Here is a 16,956-nt window from a genome sequence, read left to right as displayed (position 1 = left end):
CCATGCCGCGGGGCGACATCATCGGCCTGGCGCCGCCCCTCACCTGGGCCGCGGCCGACACCACCGCCGGCGCGCCGGCGAGGTGCAAGATCCTGGGCTGAAGCAGCGGGCCGGGCGCGCCCCCGTCCCCGTCCTCAGGCGGTTTCGGCCGCGCGGCGCAGCGCCGGCAGGCCGACGCCGGTGGCGTCGAAGCCGCCGTCCACCGCCAGCACCTGCCCCGAAACGAAGCTGGCCTTGTCCGAGCACAGGAAGACGATGGCCTCGGCGATCTCGCGCGCCTCGCCATAGCGGTTCAGCGGGATGGCGTCGTAATAGGCGCTGATGATCTCGGGCGCATGCACCGCCATGGCCAGCTTGGTCCTGACCGGGCCGGGGGCGACGCAGTTCACCCGGATGCCCTTTTCGCCCAGTTCGGCGGCGAATTGCTTGGTCAGGTGGATCACCGCCGCCTTGGACGTGCCATAGGCCACCCGCAGCGTCGAGGCGCGCAGCCCGGAAATCGAGGCGATGTTGACGATGGCGCCGCGGGTCTTGGCCAGTTCCTCGGTCGCGGCCTGGGTGCACAGGAACACGCCGTCGAGGTTCGTCGCCATCACCTCGCGCCATTGCTCGAAACTGGTCTGCCCGACCTGCGAGAACAGCGCCACGCCGGCGTTGTTGACCAGCGCATCGACGCGGCCGAAACGCGCCACCACCTGCCGGATCATGCCGTCCACCGCCTGCGGGTCGGAAATATCCGCCTCGACCGTCATCACGTTGTCGATATGGTCGCAGGCGCGGTGCAGTTCCTCGGTGTCGCGGTCCACCACGGCGACCTGCCAGCCCTGCTCCAGGAAGATCTCGGTGGCGGCAAGCCCGATGCCGCGGCAACCCCCGGTGACGATGGCGGTTTTCATGTCTTGTCCTCTGTTGGCTCGATGATCAGTTCCAGCGTGACGCCGACCGGGTTTCCGCCCCGGGTCAGGCTGCCGCGCGCGATATTTCCGTGGATGTCCACGACCTCGATGGGGATATGCGCCCGGCCCCGGGTCAGCGCAGCACCCGCCAGCCGCAATTCGGTGGCGTGGCAATCCATGCGATGGCCCTCGGCAAAGCGGATGTGGTCGATGCTGCCGAGGCCCTGCAGCCGGGCGTTTGCGATGCCATGGCGGGCGGCCAGCGCCTCGACGGCCGTCACCACATCCTCGCCGGGCAGGATGCGGGCCAGGAGGCCTTGGCCGTCCTCGCCGCCCGCGGGGGTGAAGAGGGTGAAGGCGGTCTCGGGGTCGGGCAGGGCCTCGAACCAGGTCTCGGCCGCGCCCAGGCCCGCGACCTCGGCATCCGCGGCGATCACCGAATCGAAGGGCAGCAGATGCCCCATCGCGGCCCTCCAGATGCCATGGCAATGCAGGAAGGGCGCGCCGTCCTTCCAGCCCACGGTCGCGGTGGCGCTGTCGATCCGCACCGGGCCCTCGGGCGCGTGGGTCTGGGAATACCAGGCCGCGTGGATGCCGTCCGAGGACGGCGCCGGCAGCACATAGCGCATCGGCGCACAGGTGACGCCCGCCAGGTCCAGCACGCCGCCCTTGCAGCCATGCGCCGCGAAAAGATCGCCCACCGCCTGCATGACGGTCGCGCCCTTCGGTAGCACGCCCCGCACCGGGCGCAGCCGCGCGCGCCGCGCCGTCGCGCGTTCGGCCGCGCGCGGACCGGGATGGACCATCCTCATGCCGGCTCCACCAGGCCGCGCGCGGCGATCTCGTCGCGGATCAGCGTCTTGGTGATCTTGCCATAGGCCGATTTCGGCAGGCTGTCCCAGAACAGCACGCGCTTCGGCAGCTTGTAGCGCGAGATCTTCGGTTCCAGGAAAGCGGTGATCTCGGCCTCGGTTACGGGGGCCGTGGCGACGCAGACCGCCCAGCCGACCTCGCCCCACAGCGGGTCGGGCATGCCGACCACCGCGGCCTCGGCGATGGCGGGATGGGTCAGCAGCTTTTCCTCGATCTCGCGCGGGTAGACGTTCGAGCCGCCCGAGATGAACATATCGCTTTCGCGCCCGGTGATATAAAGGAAGCCGGCCTCGTCCACATGGCCCAGGTCGCCGGTGCGGAACCAGCCGTCGCGAAAGGCTTTCCGGTTCGCCTCGGGGTTCTGGTAGTAGCCGGCAAAGACGGCGGGGCCGATGACGCAGATCTCGCCGGTCTGGCCCGGGGGCAGCTCGCGGCCGTGATCGTCCTGGATCTGGATCTCGATGCCGGTGCGGGGATGGCCGCAGGTGCCGATGCGGGTGGTCGGGCCGTCCTCGGCCTCGTGCAGATGCGCGGGCAGGACGGTGATATTGCCGGTGACCTCGCCCAGGCCGAAATATTGCACCAGAACCTTGCCCAGCGTTTTCAAGGCCTTCTGCTGATCGACGCGATACATCGGCGCCCCGGCATAGATGACATAGCGCAGGGATGCGGTATCGGCCGCGGCGGTCGCGGGATGCTCGACCAGCAGCTTCAGGATCGTCGGCACCGTGAACATGGTCGAGACGCGCCATGCGCGCACCAGATCCCAGACCTGGGCCACGTCGAACCGCTCGCTGGGCAGCAGCACGGTTTTCACGCCGCGCGCGACCTGCACCAGCTGATGCACCCCCGCGCCATGCGACAAGGGCGCCACGACCAGCGAGGCGTCGTCGCCGGTCAGCCCCGGCATCAGGTCGGCCAGGTGGTTCGTGATCACAAAGGCCATCTGGCCATGGGTCAGGACACTGGCCTTGGGCCGGCCGGTGGTGCCCGAGGTGAAGAAGAACCAGCAGGGATCGTCGCGATCCACCGCGGCGACCTGCGGCCGGCGGCCCATCGCGTCAGCTGTGATCACATCGACCGAAGACCCGAAATCCGCCGCGCCGAACACAAGCGTCTCCACGCCGCAGGCCGCCGCGTGCTCGGGGAAGGCGGCGTTGCAGAACATCAGCCTCGCGCCCGCGGCCTGGGTCAGCCAGGCGACCTCCTCGGGCGTCTGGCGAAAGTTCGCCGGCACCCAGACGCCGCCGGCGCGCCAGACCGCGAACATGGCCTGCATCATCTGCATGCAGTTCTGCGACTGGCACATGACCCGGTCGCCCTTTTGCAGGCCGAAGCGGCTTTGCAAGGCATGGGCCAGCGCGTCGGTGCGCGCCTCGAATTCGGCCCAGCTCCAGCGCGCCTCGCCCATGACCAGCGCCACGCCCTCCGGGTCGCGCCGCGCCGCCTGCGTCAGCAGCGTGGCCAGGTTCATCACCCGGGTCGAGACCGGGGCCAGACCGCCCGCGGGATCCGTCATTTCTGCCTCTCGAGGATCGAGCAATACGAGGCGACCGCCGCGCCGCCCATGTTGAAGACACCGGCCAGCCGCGCATCGGCAACCTGCATCGCCCCGGCATCGCCCGTCAGCTGCATCGCCGCCATGACATGCTGCGAGACGCCGGTGGCGCCGATCGGATGGCCGCGCGACTTCAGCCCGCCCGAGGGGTTCACCGGCAGCGCGCCGTCGAAACGGGTCGTGCCCTCGCGGATCACCCGCCAGCCCTGGCCGGGCTCGGCCAGGCCCATCGCCTCGTATTCGATCATCTCGGCGGTGGTGAAGCAGTCATGCGTCTCGACCAGCGACAGGTCGGTGACGGCAAGGCCGGCCTGGTCCAGCGCCGCGCGCCACGCCCGGCGCGGCCCGTCGAAGGCGATGGGGTCGCGCCGCGACAGCGCCAGATAGTCGCCGGCCTGCGCCCGCGCGCGGAAGCGGATGCCACGCGCCAGCCCCTCGGCCACATCGGGCGCTGCCAGCACCAGGGCCGCCGCCCCGTCCGAGACCAGCGAGCAATCGGTGCGCCGCAAGGGCCCCGCGACCAGCGGGTTCTTGTCCGACGGCGTGTTGCAGAAAGCCACGTCAAAGGCTTTCTGCATATGCGCATAGGGGTTGCGCATGCCGTTTTCGTGGTTCTTGGCGGCGATCATCGCCAGTTCCTCGGAACGGTCGCCGTGGCGCTGGAAATAATGCTCGGTAATGCGGCCGAAGACGCCGGCGAAGCCGCCGGGAATCTCGCCCTCTTCGGGGACGAAACTGGCCGACAGCAGGATGTCGCCGATGCGGTCATTGGGCGTCGCGGTCATCTTCTCGGCCCCGATCACCAGCGCGACCTTGCCGCGCCCCGAGGCGATGAAATCCGCCGCCGCATAGATCGCGGCCGAGCCGGTGGCGCAGGCGTTTTCCGTGCGCAGGAAGGGCACGCCCGCCAGTTCCGGCGTGCCCATGGCGACCAGCGCGCCCTGGAAATCCTGATGCGAGAAGCCGTTGTTGAAGACGCCGGTAAAGATGCCGTCCACGGCCTCGGGCGCGATGCCGGCATGGTCCAGCGCGGGGCGGGCGACCTCGGCCATCAGGGCCAGGGTATCGGGCGCCTCGGACTTGCCGAATTTCGTATGCGCCCAGCCGACGATCAGCGGATCGGTCATGAGAGGTTCCTTTGCGGTTCAAGGGCGGCCAGCCGCTGCCCGATCAGATGCGCCTCGCGCTGCAAGGCGGCGACAAGTTCGGCCTGGCGGATGAAGCCCATGCGGTTCTCGATGGCGGCGACGGACAGCGCCCCGGCGGGGCGGCCGTCCGGCCACAGGATCGCGACGCCCAGGCCCCAGGATCCGGCGACGATCCGGCCCGGGTTCAGCGCATGGCCCGCCGCGCGCGCCGCCGCCAGATCCTCGGCCAGGGCCGGGGCCAGATCGCCGACCAGCGGCCCGACCTGCGCCAGCAGGGCCTCGGCCTCGGGCGCGGGCAGGGCGGCCAGGATCGCCATGGCGCCGGCGCCGACGCCCGCCGGCTTGCGGTCGCCCTTCATCAGCGCATGGGTGCGGACCGGGAAATCGCCCTCGATCCGCTCCAGGCACAGGGTATGGTCGCCCTGCGGCACGGTCAGCAGCACCGTGTCGCCGGTGTCGCGCGCCAGCCGCAGCATCGAGTCGCGCGCGTGGTGCAGGATGCCGTGGCGCTCCTCGGCAAAGCGCGCCAGCAGATAGGCCTCGGGGCCCAGGTGATAGCGGCGCGTCGCCCGGTCCTGCTCGACCATCCGCGCCGAGGCCAGCGCCAGGAGCAGCCGCCGCGCGGTGGGCGGCGGCAGATGCGTGGCCGCGGCCAGCTCGGCCAGCCCCAGCCCCTGCGCGGCGCCGCGCCCGACCAGCGACAAGAGCGACAGCGCGCGCGCCACCGCCCGCGTGCCGCCGGTATCGGGCGCGGCCGCGTCGCGCATCAGGCCAGCTGCCGCCCGACGGCGGCTTCCAGGATCGCCCAGGCCTCGTCGCCATAGGTCTTCTTCCACTCGGCATAGAAGCCGGCCTCGCGCAGCTTTTCCTCGAAGGGTTTCGGGTCCACGTCGTTGAAGGTGAAGCCGTTGCTTTCCAGGTCGCCGCGCAGGCTGGCGTTCAGCGCCATCACGTCGGCGCGCTGTTTCATGGCGCCGTCGTTGAAATGCTTGGCGACCACGGCCTGATGCGCCTCGCCCAGGGCGGCCCAGGCGCGGCGGTTGCCCAGAAGCCAGAAGCCGTCCCACATATGGTTGGTCATCGACAGATACTTCTGCACCTCCCAGAGCTTGGCGACCTTCATGATCGCCAGCGGGTTTTCCTGGCCGTCGACGATGCCGGTCTGCAATGCGGTATAGACCTCGGCGAAGTTGATCGAGGCCGGCGCCGCGCCGAAGGCCGAATAGAGCGAGGTCCAGAGCGGGCTGACCGGCACGCGGATCTTGAAGCCTTCCAGATCGGCCGGCGTCACGATGGGCTTGGTCGAGCTGGTGGTCTGGCGGAAGCCGTTGTCCCAGATCTTTTCCATCACCACCAGGCCCGCACCCTCGATCTGGCCGCGCTCATAGGCGCCCAGGTCGCCGTCCATCGCCTTCCAGACCGTGTCGTAATCCGGGAAGGCGAAGCCCACGCCGTTGATCGAGGCGTTCGGCACCAGCGTCGACAGGATGATCGGCGACAGCTGGAAGAATTCGACCCCGCCCGAGCGCAGCTGGCCCAGCACGTCGGTATCGGCGCCGAGCTGGTTCGAGGGAAAGATCTGGATGTCCACCGCGCCCGAGGTTTCTTCCAGGATCGCCTTCACCGCCTCGCCCAGCCGGACGTTGCTGGGATGCTCCAGCGGCTGGTTGTTCGCGATCTTGTAGCTGAACTCGGCGGCCATGGCCCGGCCGGGCCGGATGAAAGGCGCGGCCAAGGCGCCCGCGGCGGCGCCCAGCAGGATGGTGCGGCGGTTGGTGATCATCGGGTTTCCTCCTCCCAGTTGTCTTGTCAAAGCAGTGCGGTCGAGAACCACGGCACGGCGGCGATGGCCAGAAGCCCCACCAGCAGCGCGGCGAGATAGGGCCAGATCTTGCGCATGACCTGGTCGGCCGGGACATTGGCGATCTTGCAGGCGATGTAGAAGCCGATGCCGATGGGCGGCGCCATCAGCCCGATGTTCATCGCCGTGACGATGACCATGGCATAATGGATGTCGTGGATGCCAAGCCCGCGCGAGATCGGGAACATGATCGGCGCCAGCAGCACGATGGCCGGCAGCCCTTCCAGGAAGCAGCCCAGCACCAGGAAGATCACGATGCTGGCCAGCATGAACACGATCCAGCCGCCGGGCAGGCCGGTGACGATGGTCATCAGGTCGCGGGCAAAGCCCGATTGCGTTAGCGCCCAGGCCATGGCGCTGGCCGCGCCCAGGATCAGCAGGATCGCGCCCGACATGGCGGCGGTCTCGACCAGCATGGTGCCCATCTTGCGCAGCGGAATGCCGCCATACAGCACGACGCCGATGACGAAGGCATAGACCACGGCGATGGTCGAGACCTCGGTCGCGGTGGCGACGCCGCCGGCAACCAGGCTGCGGATCATGAAGGGCAAGACCAGCGCCGGCAGCGCGATGATCGCGGTCTTGCCGATCACGCCCAGGCCGGCGCGGCTGACGCCCGCCATGTCCTCGGTCCGGGCCTTCCAGCGCGCCAGGATCGCCAGCATGACGAGCAGCACCATGGCGATGGCGAAGCCCGAGGTGAACAGCCCGGCGATGGACACGCCCGCGACCGAGCCCAGCACGATCAGCACGATCGAGGGCGGCACGGTGTCGGCCATGGCCGCGCCGGTCGCCAGCAGCGCCGTCATTTCCGAGGGCGAATGGCCGCGCCGGCGCATTTCCGGGAACAGCGCCGGGGCGACCGTCGCCATGTCCGAGACCTTGGAGCCGGAAATCCCCGAGACCAGGAACATCGAGCCCAGCAGCACATAGCTCATCCCCGCCTTGACGTGGCCCAGGAGCGAGGCGAGGAAGTTCACGATGGCCTTGCCCATGCCGGTGGCGTCGAGGATGCAGCCCAGCAGCACGAAGACCGGCACCGACAGCAGGATCAGCGCCGACATGCCCTCGTCGATGCGGCCCAGCATGACGAAGACGGGCGCGTGGCTGGCGAAGGTCAGATAGGCCAGCGTCCCCAGCGCGAAACAGAAGGCGATGGGCACGCCGATGCACAAGAGCACCGCCACCAGCAGCCCCAGCCAGATCGGCAGGTTCCAGTTGCCGATGGACAGCAGCGAGGGCTTCAGCCACCAGCACAGCGCGACCAGCGCGCCGGTCACGATCAGCGTGCCGGCAATCGCCCGCCACGCGCGCGAGCGCAGGACCGAAATCACCATCAGCACCGCCATCAGCCCGATCCCGGCCGGAATCGCCGAGGCGCGCCATGACATCGGGATCTGCAAGGCGGGCGAGGTGACGAAGCTTTCCTCATAGGCGTATTCCACCGCGACCGGCAGCAACCGCAGCAGCAGCACGCAGACCAGCACCTGCCCGGCGATCTCGGCCAGGCGGGCGGTGCGCTCGGGCAGCAGCGGCAGGAAAACGGTCAGCCGCATGTGCTCGTGGCGGTCGACGGCCAGCGCCGCGCCCAGCATCGCCATCCAGATGAAGCTGAGCGAGGCAACCTCGTCGCCCCAGATCAGCGGCTTGTGCAGGACATAGCGGAAGAACACATTGGCGAGCACGGTGACGATCATCACCCCGAGCAGCCCGGCGGCGGCGATCTCGATGGGCCGCATCCAGGGCTCGGCGCGTTTCGGCTCGGCCATGGCCTCGATGCCGCCCAGGGCCAGCTCACCCTCGGGCTGGGTGTCGGTCAGTTGCATATCGTTCCTCCGTCGGCAGTCGGGCTCTCCCCTTCCCGGTTTGCGTTCCACGATGTGGAGCGCGAAACAGCCGCTTCTGCCCGTTTGTCGCGGAAGCCGGCGCAGGAACGCAAGGGGAAATTCATCTCCTGCCGGAAAAATCGCCCCATGCCGCCAGTCGCAGGGCAATAGAATTCCACGATATGGAATTGCTCCGGCCTAGGCAGAATTACCGCCCGGGACGCTCACGGTTTGACCCGCGGGCAAATCCGGCTAACATGCCGCAGCATTCGATCCGAGCCTTCCGTGTTCACTTTGGTCAGGAGGCATTTGTGAATATTTCTTTCAAGCAGGCGGGCCGGCTGGGCCGGCTGACCACCGCGCTTGGCGCCGACGCGCTGGTGCTGCTGCGGCTGGACGGGTCGGACCATGTGAACGAGCTGTTCGAATATCGCGTCGAGGCGCTGGCCAGCCACGGCAAGGTCGATTTCGACGCGCTGATCGGCACCCATGCCACGGTCGAGATCGAATCGCGCGACGGGCCCCGGGCCTTCGACGGCATGGTCACGCAGGCGCGCTGGTCGGGGGTGGGCGAGAACGGCCACCGCTATGACCTGGTGCTGCGGCCCTGGCTGTGGCTGGCGAGCCGGCGGCAGAACCAGCGCATCTTCCACAACAAGACCGTAGTCCAGATCCTGACCGAGCTTTTCGCCGAATACGCGGGCCTGGGCGATCCGGCCTATGAGTTCCAGCTGTCCGAGGATTACCCGGTGCTGGAATACACCGTGCAATACCGCGAATCCGACATGGATTTCGCCCGCCGCCAGCTTGAGCGGCACGGCATCAGCTTCCATTTCCGCCACGCGCCGGGCAGCCATACCATGGTGATGACCGACGACGTGCTGGCGCATGACAGCATCGGCACCAGGCCCTATAAAAGCTACGACGGCCACCACCAGGCCGAGGGCGAGCATTTCTGGGACTGGTCGGCCGAGCGCAACCTGACCACCGGCGCGACGCGGCTGATCGACTATAACTTCAAGACCCCGACGGCGGCGATGGAGGTCGACCAGATGGGCGACGCCGCCCATGCGCTCGGCCAGCTGGAAAGCTATGAATATCCGGGCGATTTCGCCGACCAGGGTGCCGGCCGGCTGATCGCGCAGCGCCGCACCCGGCAGCATCGCGGCGGCGACCGGCGGGTGCGGGCCATGGGCGACTGCCTGTCGCTGGGCGCCGGCAAGACCGTGACGCTGGGCGGCGACGAGGTGCCGGGCACCGGCGAGCGCTTCCTGTGCCTGTCCGCCAGCCACCATTTCGTCAGCGAGGCCTATGGCTCGGGCGCGGCGGGCAGCGACGGCTATGCCTTTTCCGGTGCCTATGTGCTGATGCCCGACACCGCGCCGATGGCGCCGCCGCGCCGCACGCCGGTGCCGGTGATGCAGGGCCCGCAGACCGCCGTGGTGGTGGGCGAGGGCGAGATCGACTGCGACGAATTCGGCCGCATCCTGGTCCGCTTTCATTGGGACTTGCAGGGCGCGATCTCGATGCGCTGCCGGGTGGCGCAGAACTGGGCCGGCAACGGGCTGGGCGGCGTGGTCATCCCGCGCATCGGCATGGAGGTGGTGGTCGACTATATCGACGGCGACCCCGACAAGCCCATCGTCACCGGCTGCGTGGTGAACGGCCAGAACGGCAATATCTACGGCCTGCCTGCCAGCAAGACGAAAAGCGGCTTCAAGACCAAGACGCACCAGGGCTCGGGCTTCAACGAACTCAGCTTCGAGGACGCGAACGGTGCCGAGAAGATCTTCATGCATGCGCAGAAGGATCTGGAGCGCGTCGTCAAGGACAACGAATCGACGCTGGTCGAAAACGGCAACCGCAGCATCACCGTGCAGACCGGGGACGAGACCAAATCCGTCGCCAGCGGCAACCTGACCGAGACCGTGGCGCTGACCCGCGCCAGCCAGGCGACCAAGATCACCGCGACGGCGCTGGCGGGCAAGGCGGGCCCCGGCGTCATCGCCTATTCCGCCGATGACGACATCACCGCCCAGGCCAAGAAGCTGGTCTCGCTGCATTCCGACCTGAAGATGCAGCAGACCGCCAAGACCATCAGCGCCGAGGCCACCGAAAGCCTGGTGCTGAAGGTCGGCGCCGGCACCATCACCATGACGACCGAGGGCATCGTGCTGCAATTCGGCTCGACCCGGGTGACGCTGGCCGAGGGCGTGCTGGACCAGATCGGCGGCATGATTCATCTCAACAAGGACTCGGCGAGCTGATGTATCGCATCAACGAGGGCAGCATCGACCTGCCGCGCGACTGGCAGGACCGGACGATCAACGTGGTGTCGTCGAGCCCGGCGGGGCCGGGCGTGTCGCTGACCATCACCCGCGACGACATGCCCTGGGGCATGGCATTCGCCGAATATGTCGAGGATCAGGCCAGGCAGGCCGCGCAGGCGCTGAAGGATTTCCGCATCGACGCCCGGCGCGAGCTGTCGGTGAACGGCGCCCCGGCGATCGAGATCGAATGCCGCTGGACCGCCAAGCAGGGCGCCATCCACCAGCTCATCACCACGGTCGGCGCGGCCGGCGGCAAGGTGCTGGTGCTGACCGCCTCGGTCGGGGGCGAGATGAGCGCGGCGCAGCAGGCCGAGATGCGGCGCATCGTCTCGACCCTGCGGCTGGAGCGGGCGGAGGGCTAGGCCATGTCGATGCTCGACGGCATGACCGCAGGGGCGTCCCGCGTGGCGAGCCGACGGGCGACCGGCCATGGCGGCGATACCGGGCCGGGCGGCGCGCCGCAGCACAGCGACTATCACCAGAGCCGCATCGACGCCGCCAATGCCCAGACCGGGCCGAACGGTTTCGAGCAGGGCGTCGATTCCGCCATCGCCAGCTATAATTCGGACGCGGTGCAGAACACGCTGACCGTGGCGCCGGTGGCCATGGCGGCGGCCTATGGCGCGGGCACCGCGGTGGGTGCAGGACTGACCGGCACGGCCGTGCTGACTGCCGCGGCGACGGCCGCCGCGCCGGCGGCGGCGGCGGTGGTGGCGGGCATGGCTGCGGGCTATGTCGGCTTCAAGGCCGGCGAGGCGCTTGGCGGCTGGGCCATGGAGGCCATGGGCTTCCAGCGCATCGCCGAGGACGGCGAGATGCCGGCGACGGTCGGCCATCCCATCGCCCATGTCAGCGGCTGGTCCCTGGGCGCCATGGTGCTGGGCGCGGTGGCGGCGGTCGCGGTGGGCGTCCTGGTGGTGGCGACGGCCGGCGCGGCGCTGGGGCCGATCATGCTGGCGGTGGCGGCGGCCAGCGCGGCGGGGCTTGTCGGCGGCATCGGCTTCGGCTTTGCCTCGGTCGCCGGGCAATACGGCACCAACAAGGGCGTCATCAAGACCGGCTCGCCCGACGTCTATTTCCAGAACAAGCCGGTGGCGCGGGTCACCGATGTGGTCGATTGTTCGGACCATGCCGTGTCCAAGGTCGCCGAGGGCGCCGAGACGGTCTTTGCCAACAACTGGCCCATCGCCCGCATCGGCCACAAGACCACCTGCGACGGCACCATCAACGACGGCGTGCCGACCATCGCCATCGACATCGACACCAGCGCCATCGCGCTGGCCATCGACGTGGGCTGGCAAAGCCGGCTGGCCAATATCGCGGTGATCGCCGCCGACCTGCTGCCCATCGGCGGGCGCAAGCCCAAGGGCGGCGATCCGTCCTTTGCCCATCACGGCGAGGCGCCGAACAGCTGCCGCAGCGGCTTCGGCTGCCCGGTGGACGTGGCGACCGGCCGCTTCATGGAGACGCGCACCGACCTCGCGATCCCCGGCACCATCCCGCTGGTGCTGACCCGCACCCATGCGGTCGATTCGACCGGCATCCAGGGGGCGGGCTGGGCCGGCACCTGGGCGCAGCACCTGCGCCTGGATGCCGAGACGGTGACCTTCCAGAACGACGAAGGCACGCAGATCGTTTTCCACACGCCCGGCGACGAGGTTCTCAGCCACAACCTGCGCTTTCCGCATCTGGAGCTGCTGGGCCGCCGCTCGGCCGAGCTTTTTGTCCATGACCGCCGCAGCCAGCTGTTCTGGGTCTTTGCCGACGAGGGCGCCGCCACCCGCCGCCTGTCGCGGATCGAGGACCGCAACGGCAACCGCATTGCCTTGCTCTATGGCCCCGAGGGGTTGCAGCGGGTCGAGCATTCGGACGGTTTCGCGTTGGCCGTCCACAGCCAGGGCGGGCTGATCCGCCATGCCGTGCTGGATGCGCCGGACGCGCAGGATTGCACCTTTGCCTGGGACTACAACCGCGCCGGCCAGCTGGTGCAGGTGCAATCGGCGCAGACCGGCATACTGCGCTATGACTATGACGCATTCGGCCGGCTGACCGGCTGGCACGACGCCAAGGACACGCATGTCCATTACGAATATGGCGAGGGCGACCGCATCCGGCGGCTGTGGTCCGACAGCGGCCATGCCGGCGGCACGCTGGACTATGACCTTGGCCGCCGCCGCACCGTCACCCGCAGCGACGAGGGCGCCATCACCGTCTGGGACTGGACCGAGGATGGCGTGGTCTGGCGCGAGACCGACCCGACCGGCCAGGTCTGGCTGACCGAATGGGACCAGGCCTTCCACGTCACCGCCCGGGTCGATCCGCTGGGCGGGCGCAGCAGCTTCGCCTATGACGCGCAGGGCAACCTGATCCGCGCCACCGACCCCGAGGGCGCGGTCACGCAATGGGAATACGGCCCGGATGGGCTGCTGCTGGCCGCGACCGACCCGGCGGGCAACCGCACCAGCTTCCGCCACGACGCGCGCGGCAATCTGGTCGGCGTGACCGATGCGCTTGGCCGGGTGGCCTCGCTGGGCCTTGGGCCCAAGGGCGAGGTGCTGCGCGTCGACCGCCCCGGTGACGTGCAGGAGCGGTTCTTCTACGACCCGCTCATGCGGCTGAACCGCTGGCGCGACCCGGATGGCCACGAGATCCGCAGCCTGACCGACACCGAGGGCCGGCTGATCTGGCTGACCGACCAGATCGGCGCCGCGACCCGCTATGACGTCAGCCGCGGCCCGGACAATCCGCGCGGCCATATCCGCGCCGTCGCGCGCCCGGACGGCGCCGTGACGCGGCTGGAATGGGACGTCGAGGGCCAGCTTGCCGCCATCACCGACCCGGATGGCAACACCCGCCGCTATCGCTTCGGTGCCTTCGACCTGCCGCTGGAGACCGTGGACCCCAAGGGACACCGGCTGCAGCTGGAGCATGACCGCGAGATGCGGCTGACCGCCGTCGTCAACGAGCTGGGCGAGCGCTATGAATATCGCTATGACGCCGCCGGCCGCGTGGTGGCGGAGCGCGACTATTCCGGCCGGATCATCCGCTATGACCTGGATGCGGCGGGCCGGGTGGTGACGGCGACCGCGCCCGACGGGTCCGCGCGGCATTACGCCTGGTCGCCCGCGGGCCGGCTGCTGGCGCTGCGGGTCGAGGATGCTGGCGGCAGCGCCGAGACGCGCTTTGCCTATGACCCGCGCGGCTTGCTGATCCGGGCCGAGAATGACGCGGCCACGGTGGAATATGCCTATGACGCGCTTGGCCGCGTGGTCAGCGAACGGCTGAACGGGCGCGAGATCGTTTCCGACTATGACCTGGCCGGGCAGCGGGTGGCGCGCTCGGGCGACGTGCTGCACCTGGCGGCGGCCTATAGCCGGGCCGGGCTGCCGGTCTCGCTGTCGGTGGGCGGGCACCAGCCGCTGGACTTCCGCCACGACCCGCGCGGGCTGGAGCAGCTGCGCCATTCCGGCGCCGGCTTTGCGCTGGCGCAGGGCCATACGATCACCGGCATGCTGGCCGAGCAGATCGCCGGCCCCTTCGCCCGCCTGCCCGAGGCGGCGCGCGCAGGCCTGGGCGCCGCCAGCGGCTTCGGCGACGCGACGCGCATGGGCGCGCGGCTGCATCGGAGCTATCTGTGGGACCGGCTGGACCGCGCGACGCAGATCCACGACCGCAGCGCCGGCCTGACCGAGAATCGCTATGACGCGCGCGGCCAGGTGGTGGCGCAGATCCGCGATGCGGAGCCCTTGCAGCAGTTCGAATACGACCCGGCCCGCAACCTCGCGGCCGTGATCGAGGCCGGCATCGCCCAACCCGTCGAGAGTGCCGCCGGCCGTGTCCGCCGCCGGGGCCGGGTCGCCTATCGCCACGACGCCTGCGGCCGGGTGATCGAGAAGCGCATCGAGGAGCCGGGCTTCCGCCCCCGCGTCTGGCGCATGTCCTGGGACGGGCTGGGCCAGATGGTCGGGCTGGAGACGCCGGACGGCCGGCACTGGCGCTATCGCTACGACGGGCTGGGCCGGCGGGTGGCGCGGCTCTCGGGCCAGGAGGGTGCGGCCTATCAATGGGAAGGCGACCGCCTGATCGCCGAGGCGCCGCTGGCCGAGGGCACCGCCGCCTGGGACCGCGCCCGGCACTGGGTCTATGAGCCGGGCAGCTTCCGCCCGCTGGCGCAGCTGCAGGACGGCGCGCTGCATTACATCGTCACCGACCACATCGGCACCCCGCGCGAGATGTTTTCCGAAGACGGCGCCACCGTGGTCTGGCGGGCCGAGCTGTCGCTGTGGGGCGAGTTGGCCGAGCTGCGCCGCCGCGCCGCCAATGACGATGCCGCGCCCGATTGCCCGATCCGCTTCCAGGGCCAGTTCCAGGATCCCGAAAGCGGGCTGCACTACAACCGCTTCCGCTATTACGACCCGGATGCGACGCAATATCTCTCGCCCGATCCGATCGGCCTGGAGGGCGGGCTGAGGCCGCAGGGCTATGTCGCCGATCCGAATGGATGGGTCGATCCGCTGGGGTTGGCGGGGTGCCCCAACAGGCCAGGCGGCTATGTTACGCATGATGCTGACCCGCATGGTTTGCTAAGCCCGCAGCAGAACCGTGCGCCGGGCCACGGCAACAACCGGATCGACAACCGCGTCCAGTCACACCATCCGATCCAGGATGCCTGGGCAAGACGGAACGTACCGGGTTATGATTCGAACCAGGCGCCCGCCATCCTTCTGCCGTCATCGTCTGGCATGTCACATGCCCAGATTTCGGCGGCGCAGCGGGCGTATCGCAGGCAGTATGGTTTTGGAACCGATATCCGCACCGAGTTCAACGAAGCGGTGCGGCAGATGCGGGCGGCTGGAGTTCCCGAAGCCAGAATCCGTCGTGTTATCAACCGCGCTTACTTGTATTTCGACAGTCTTGGAGCATTCTAGATGATAGATGTCACGCTGCTTCGCCAAGTGTATGAGCTGCATCCCCCGGCCGATCCCGCTGACATCGCTGCGGCGCAAGAGGATCTGGGAAAAGCAATTCCGCCAGCTTACGTGGAGCTTTTGGCGATATCAAACGGCCTTTCGGCTATGGGCGGGCTTACGCTTCTTGAGGCGGAGGATATCGCTCAGCGCAACCGAGACTATGAGGTTGCGGAATATCTTCCAGACTATGTGATGATCGGTGATGACAGCGGCGGCGTAGCAATCCTGATGAAGCAAGGCGCCGAGACCATCTTCGAGGTCGATATGGGAGTCATGGATGAAAGTGATATTGAGGTAAGCGCCAAGTCTCTGGAAGAATTGCTGGTGGATTTCGCCGGAAAAACGCTCAGAGAACGGCGCTAGCAGCGCATTATCGCGTGGGTGTCAAGAGGATAGAAGTGAAAACGGGCGATATTCTGCGAATTCCGGTCGATGATTTTTTTGTTGCCGCAAAGATCATCTGGATCTCGCAATGGAATAAAGACGCGATGGGAATCGTGATATATCCTGGCTGGTTCGAGGATGCAGAGCAAATCCGGCCTGTTGAAGGGGATATCTGTCCGTGAAAATGGGCAATGCTGATGTCAGGGTTCTTTATCCAAGCATCAAGAATGTCACGAGCAAGAAAATCTGGACCGTGATCGGGCATTCGCCATTGCACGAGCGGGACCGGGAGCTTTGCTTCCATCTTATCGGCGGGACGCTTTATGATGGCGATGACAGCGTAAGAAACGCTACTTCGGATGACTACGCACGTTTCTCGCCGGTTCTGGCCGCAGGGCCAGTCGTCGTGCAGAATCTGATCCGACAAGCTCGATCCGCGATACCGCGCATCGACTAGCCGTTATCGCTTTCGATTCAAGCGGGCTCCAACCGGATGCTTTCGCCATGAACACCGATTTTGTGCTTGAGCCGGTTCGATTTTTCGGCAGCGAATACCGTTTTTCCGGCGCCAAGCCGGAGTTGCTGCCCGCCGGCTCGGCGATCATTCGCGATCTTGCCGAGGCCATGACTTTGGAAAACGATCAGGATCCGCCGCTTGGCTATCGGATCTGGCATGATGCCGTCGAACAGACGCTTGCGGAATTCTGGTCGACCCCCGAAGCCCGGGAAGGCCGGAACCTTGTCGACGCCGCTGCCGATGAGCGATGGAATGCCATGGCGGATTTCGAACGCGAGTTGCGCAAGAAAAGGATTCGCAAGACAATCACCGCGAAGGAAGAGTTCTGGCTGACGGTTGCCTATGATACCCTGGAGATGCTCAAGGGGATTGCTGTCGGCAGATATGTCCGTGACGGGGTCCCGCTGCTTGAGGGAATATTTTCCGTATACAAAGCGGGCTTCTATCCATGCGGTGTCACGCATGAGATGTGCTTGGCGGTATTTGATCCCGCAACCCTTGGTGCTGACGCGGTATGACAATCCCGAATGCGATTGACGGAGGGACGATATTAATGATGAAGAAGCGGACCTGCCCGATGCCGCCATAGCCTT

At 67.9% G+C, this 16,956-nt stretch carries 14 protein-coding genes; 7 read left to right on the top strand and 7 right to left on the bottom strand.

The window, feature by feature from the left end; translation table 11 throughout:
- Nucleotides 1-134: 134 nt before the first annotated feature.
- The 7 genes from PARN5_RS0120350 to PARN5_RS0120320 are packed head-to-tail and all read right to left on the bottom strand — an operon-like array spanning nucleotide 135 to nucleotide 8,162.
- A complete protein-coding gene (locus PARN5_RS0120350; RefSeq protein ID WP_018001617.1) occupies nucleotides 135-896 on the bottom strand; it encodes an SDR family oxidoreductase in 762 nt (253 codons plus the stop codon).
- Complete coding sequence (locus PARN5_RS0120345; protein WP_036745170.1) at nucleotides 893-1,708, bottom strand: DUF296 domain-containing protein; 816 nt, start codon at nucleotides 1,706-1,708, stop codon at nucleotides 893-895. The genes PARN5_RS0120350 and PARN5_RS0120345 overlap by 4 nt, the downstream gene beginning before the upstream one ends.
- Entirely contained in the window at nucleotides 1,705-3,288 is a 1,584-nt protein-coding gene (locus tag PARN5_RS0120340; protein ID WP_018001615.1) for an acyl-CoA synthetase, read from the bottom strand. Before PARN5_RS0120340 ends, PARN5_RS0120345 begins: the two co-directional genes overlap by 4 nt.
- Entirely contained in the window at nucleotides 3,285-4,454 is a 1,170-nt protein-coding gene (locus PARN5_RS0120335; RefSeq protein ID WP_018001614.1) for an acetyl-CoA acetyltransferase, read from the bottom strand. The genes PARN5_RS0120340 and PARN5_RS0120335 overlap by 4 nt, the downstream gene beginning before the upstream one ends.
- Nucleotides 4,451-5,242: a helix-turn-helix domain-containing protein gene (locus tag PARN5_RS0120330; protein WP_018001613.1), complete on the bottom strand. Its 792-nt coding sequence runs from the start codon at nucleotides 5,240-5,242 to the stop codon at nucleotides 4,451-4,453. Before PARN5_RS0120330 ends, PARN5_RS0120335 begins: the two co-directional genes overlap by 4 nt.
- Nucleotides 5,242-6,258: a TRAP transporter substrate-binding protein gene (locus PARN5_RS0120325; RefSeq protein WP_018001612.1), complete on the bottom strand. Its 1,017-nt coding sequence runs from the start codon at nucleotides 6,256-6,258 to the stop codon at nucleotides 5,242-5,244. Before PARN5_RS0120325 ends, PARN5_RS0120330 begins: the two co-directional genes overlap by 1 nt.
- Nucleotides 6,259-6,284: 26 nt before the next feature.
- Nucleotides 6,285-8,162: a TRAP transporter large permease subunit gene (locus tag PARN5_RS0120320; protein WP_018001611.1), complete on the bottom strand. Its 1,878-nt coding sequence runs from the start codon at nucleotides 8,160-8,162 to the stop codon at nucleotides 6,285-6,287.
- Between the two features lie 311 nt (nucleotides 8,163-8,473).
- Here PARN5_RS0120320 and tssI point away from each other — a divergent pair, with 311 nt between their 5' ends.
- The 7 genes from tssI to PARN5_RS0120295 are packed head-to-tail and all read left to right on the top strand — an operon-like array spanning nucleotide 8,474 to nucleotide 16,881.
- Nucleotides 8,474-10,429, top strand: a complete 1,956-nt coding sequence (gene tssI, locus PARN5_RS0120315; protein WP_157404114.1) for a type VI secretion system tip protein TssI/VgrG — start codon at nucleotides 8,474-8,476, stop codon at nucleotides 10,427-10,429.
- Nucleotides 10,429-10,854: a DUF1795 domain-containing protein gene (locus PARN5_RS0120310; protein ID WP_018001609.1), complete on the top strand. Its 426-nt coding sequence runs from the start codon at nucleotides 10,429-10,431 to the stop codon at nucleotides 10,852-10,854. The genes tssI and PARN5_RS0120310 overlap by 1 nt, the downstream gene beginning before the upstream one ends.
- Nucleotides 10,855-10,857: 3 nt before the next feature.
- On the top strand, nucleotides 10,858-15,420 hold the full coding sequence (locus PARN5_RS0120305) for an RHS repeat-associated core domain-containing protein (protein ID WP_018001608.1): 4,563 nt from the start codon (nucleotides 10,858-10,860) through the stop codon (nucleotides 15,418-15,420).
- Nucleotides 15,421-15,825 (top strand): SMI1/KNR4 family protein, encoded by a 405-nt coding sequence (locus tag PARN5_RS22730; RefSeq protein WP_018001607.1) that lies wholly within the window; start codon nucleotides 15,421-15,423, stop codon nucleotides 15,823-15,825.
- Between the two features lie 35 nt (nucleotides 15,826-15,860).
- The gene (locus PARN5_RS24425; protein ID WP_157404113.1) at nucleotides 15,861-16,028 is read left to right on the top strand and encodes a hypothetical protein; all 168 of its coding nucleotides are present in this window, start codon (nucleotides 15,861-15,863) and stop codon (nucleotides 16,026-16,028) included.
- A complete protein-coding gene (locus PARN5_RS24420) occupies nucleotides 16,025-16,303 on the top strand; it encodes a hypothetical protein (protein ID WP_157404112.1) in 279 nt (92 codons plus the stop codon). The genes PARN5_RS24425 and PARN5_RS24420 overlap by 4 nt, the downstream gene beginning before the upstream one ends.
- 47 nt (nucleotides 16,304-16,350) lie before the next feature.
- The gene (locus PARN5_RS0120295; RefSeq protein ID WP_018001606.1) at nucleotides 16,351-16,881 is read left to right on the top strand and encodes a hypothetical protein; all 531 of its coding nucleotides are present in this window, start codon (nucleotides 16,351-16,353) and stop codon (nucleotides 16,879-16,881) included.
- The last annotated feature ends 75 nt before the right edge of the window (nucleotides 16,882-16,956 follow it).

Source organism: Paracoccus sp. N5 (genome assembly GCF_000371965.1).
GTDB lineage: Bacteria > Pseudomonadota > Alphaproteobacteria > Rhodobacterales > Rhodobacteraceae > Paracoccus.
Note: the sequence above shows the minus strand (reverse complement) of the source record. Positions and strands in the feature narration are given on the sequence as shown.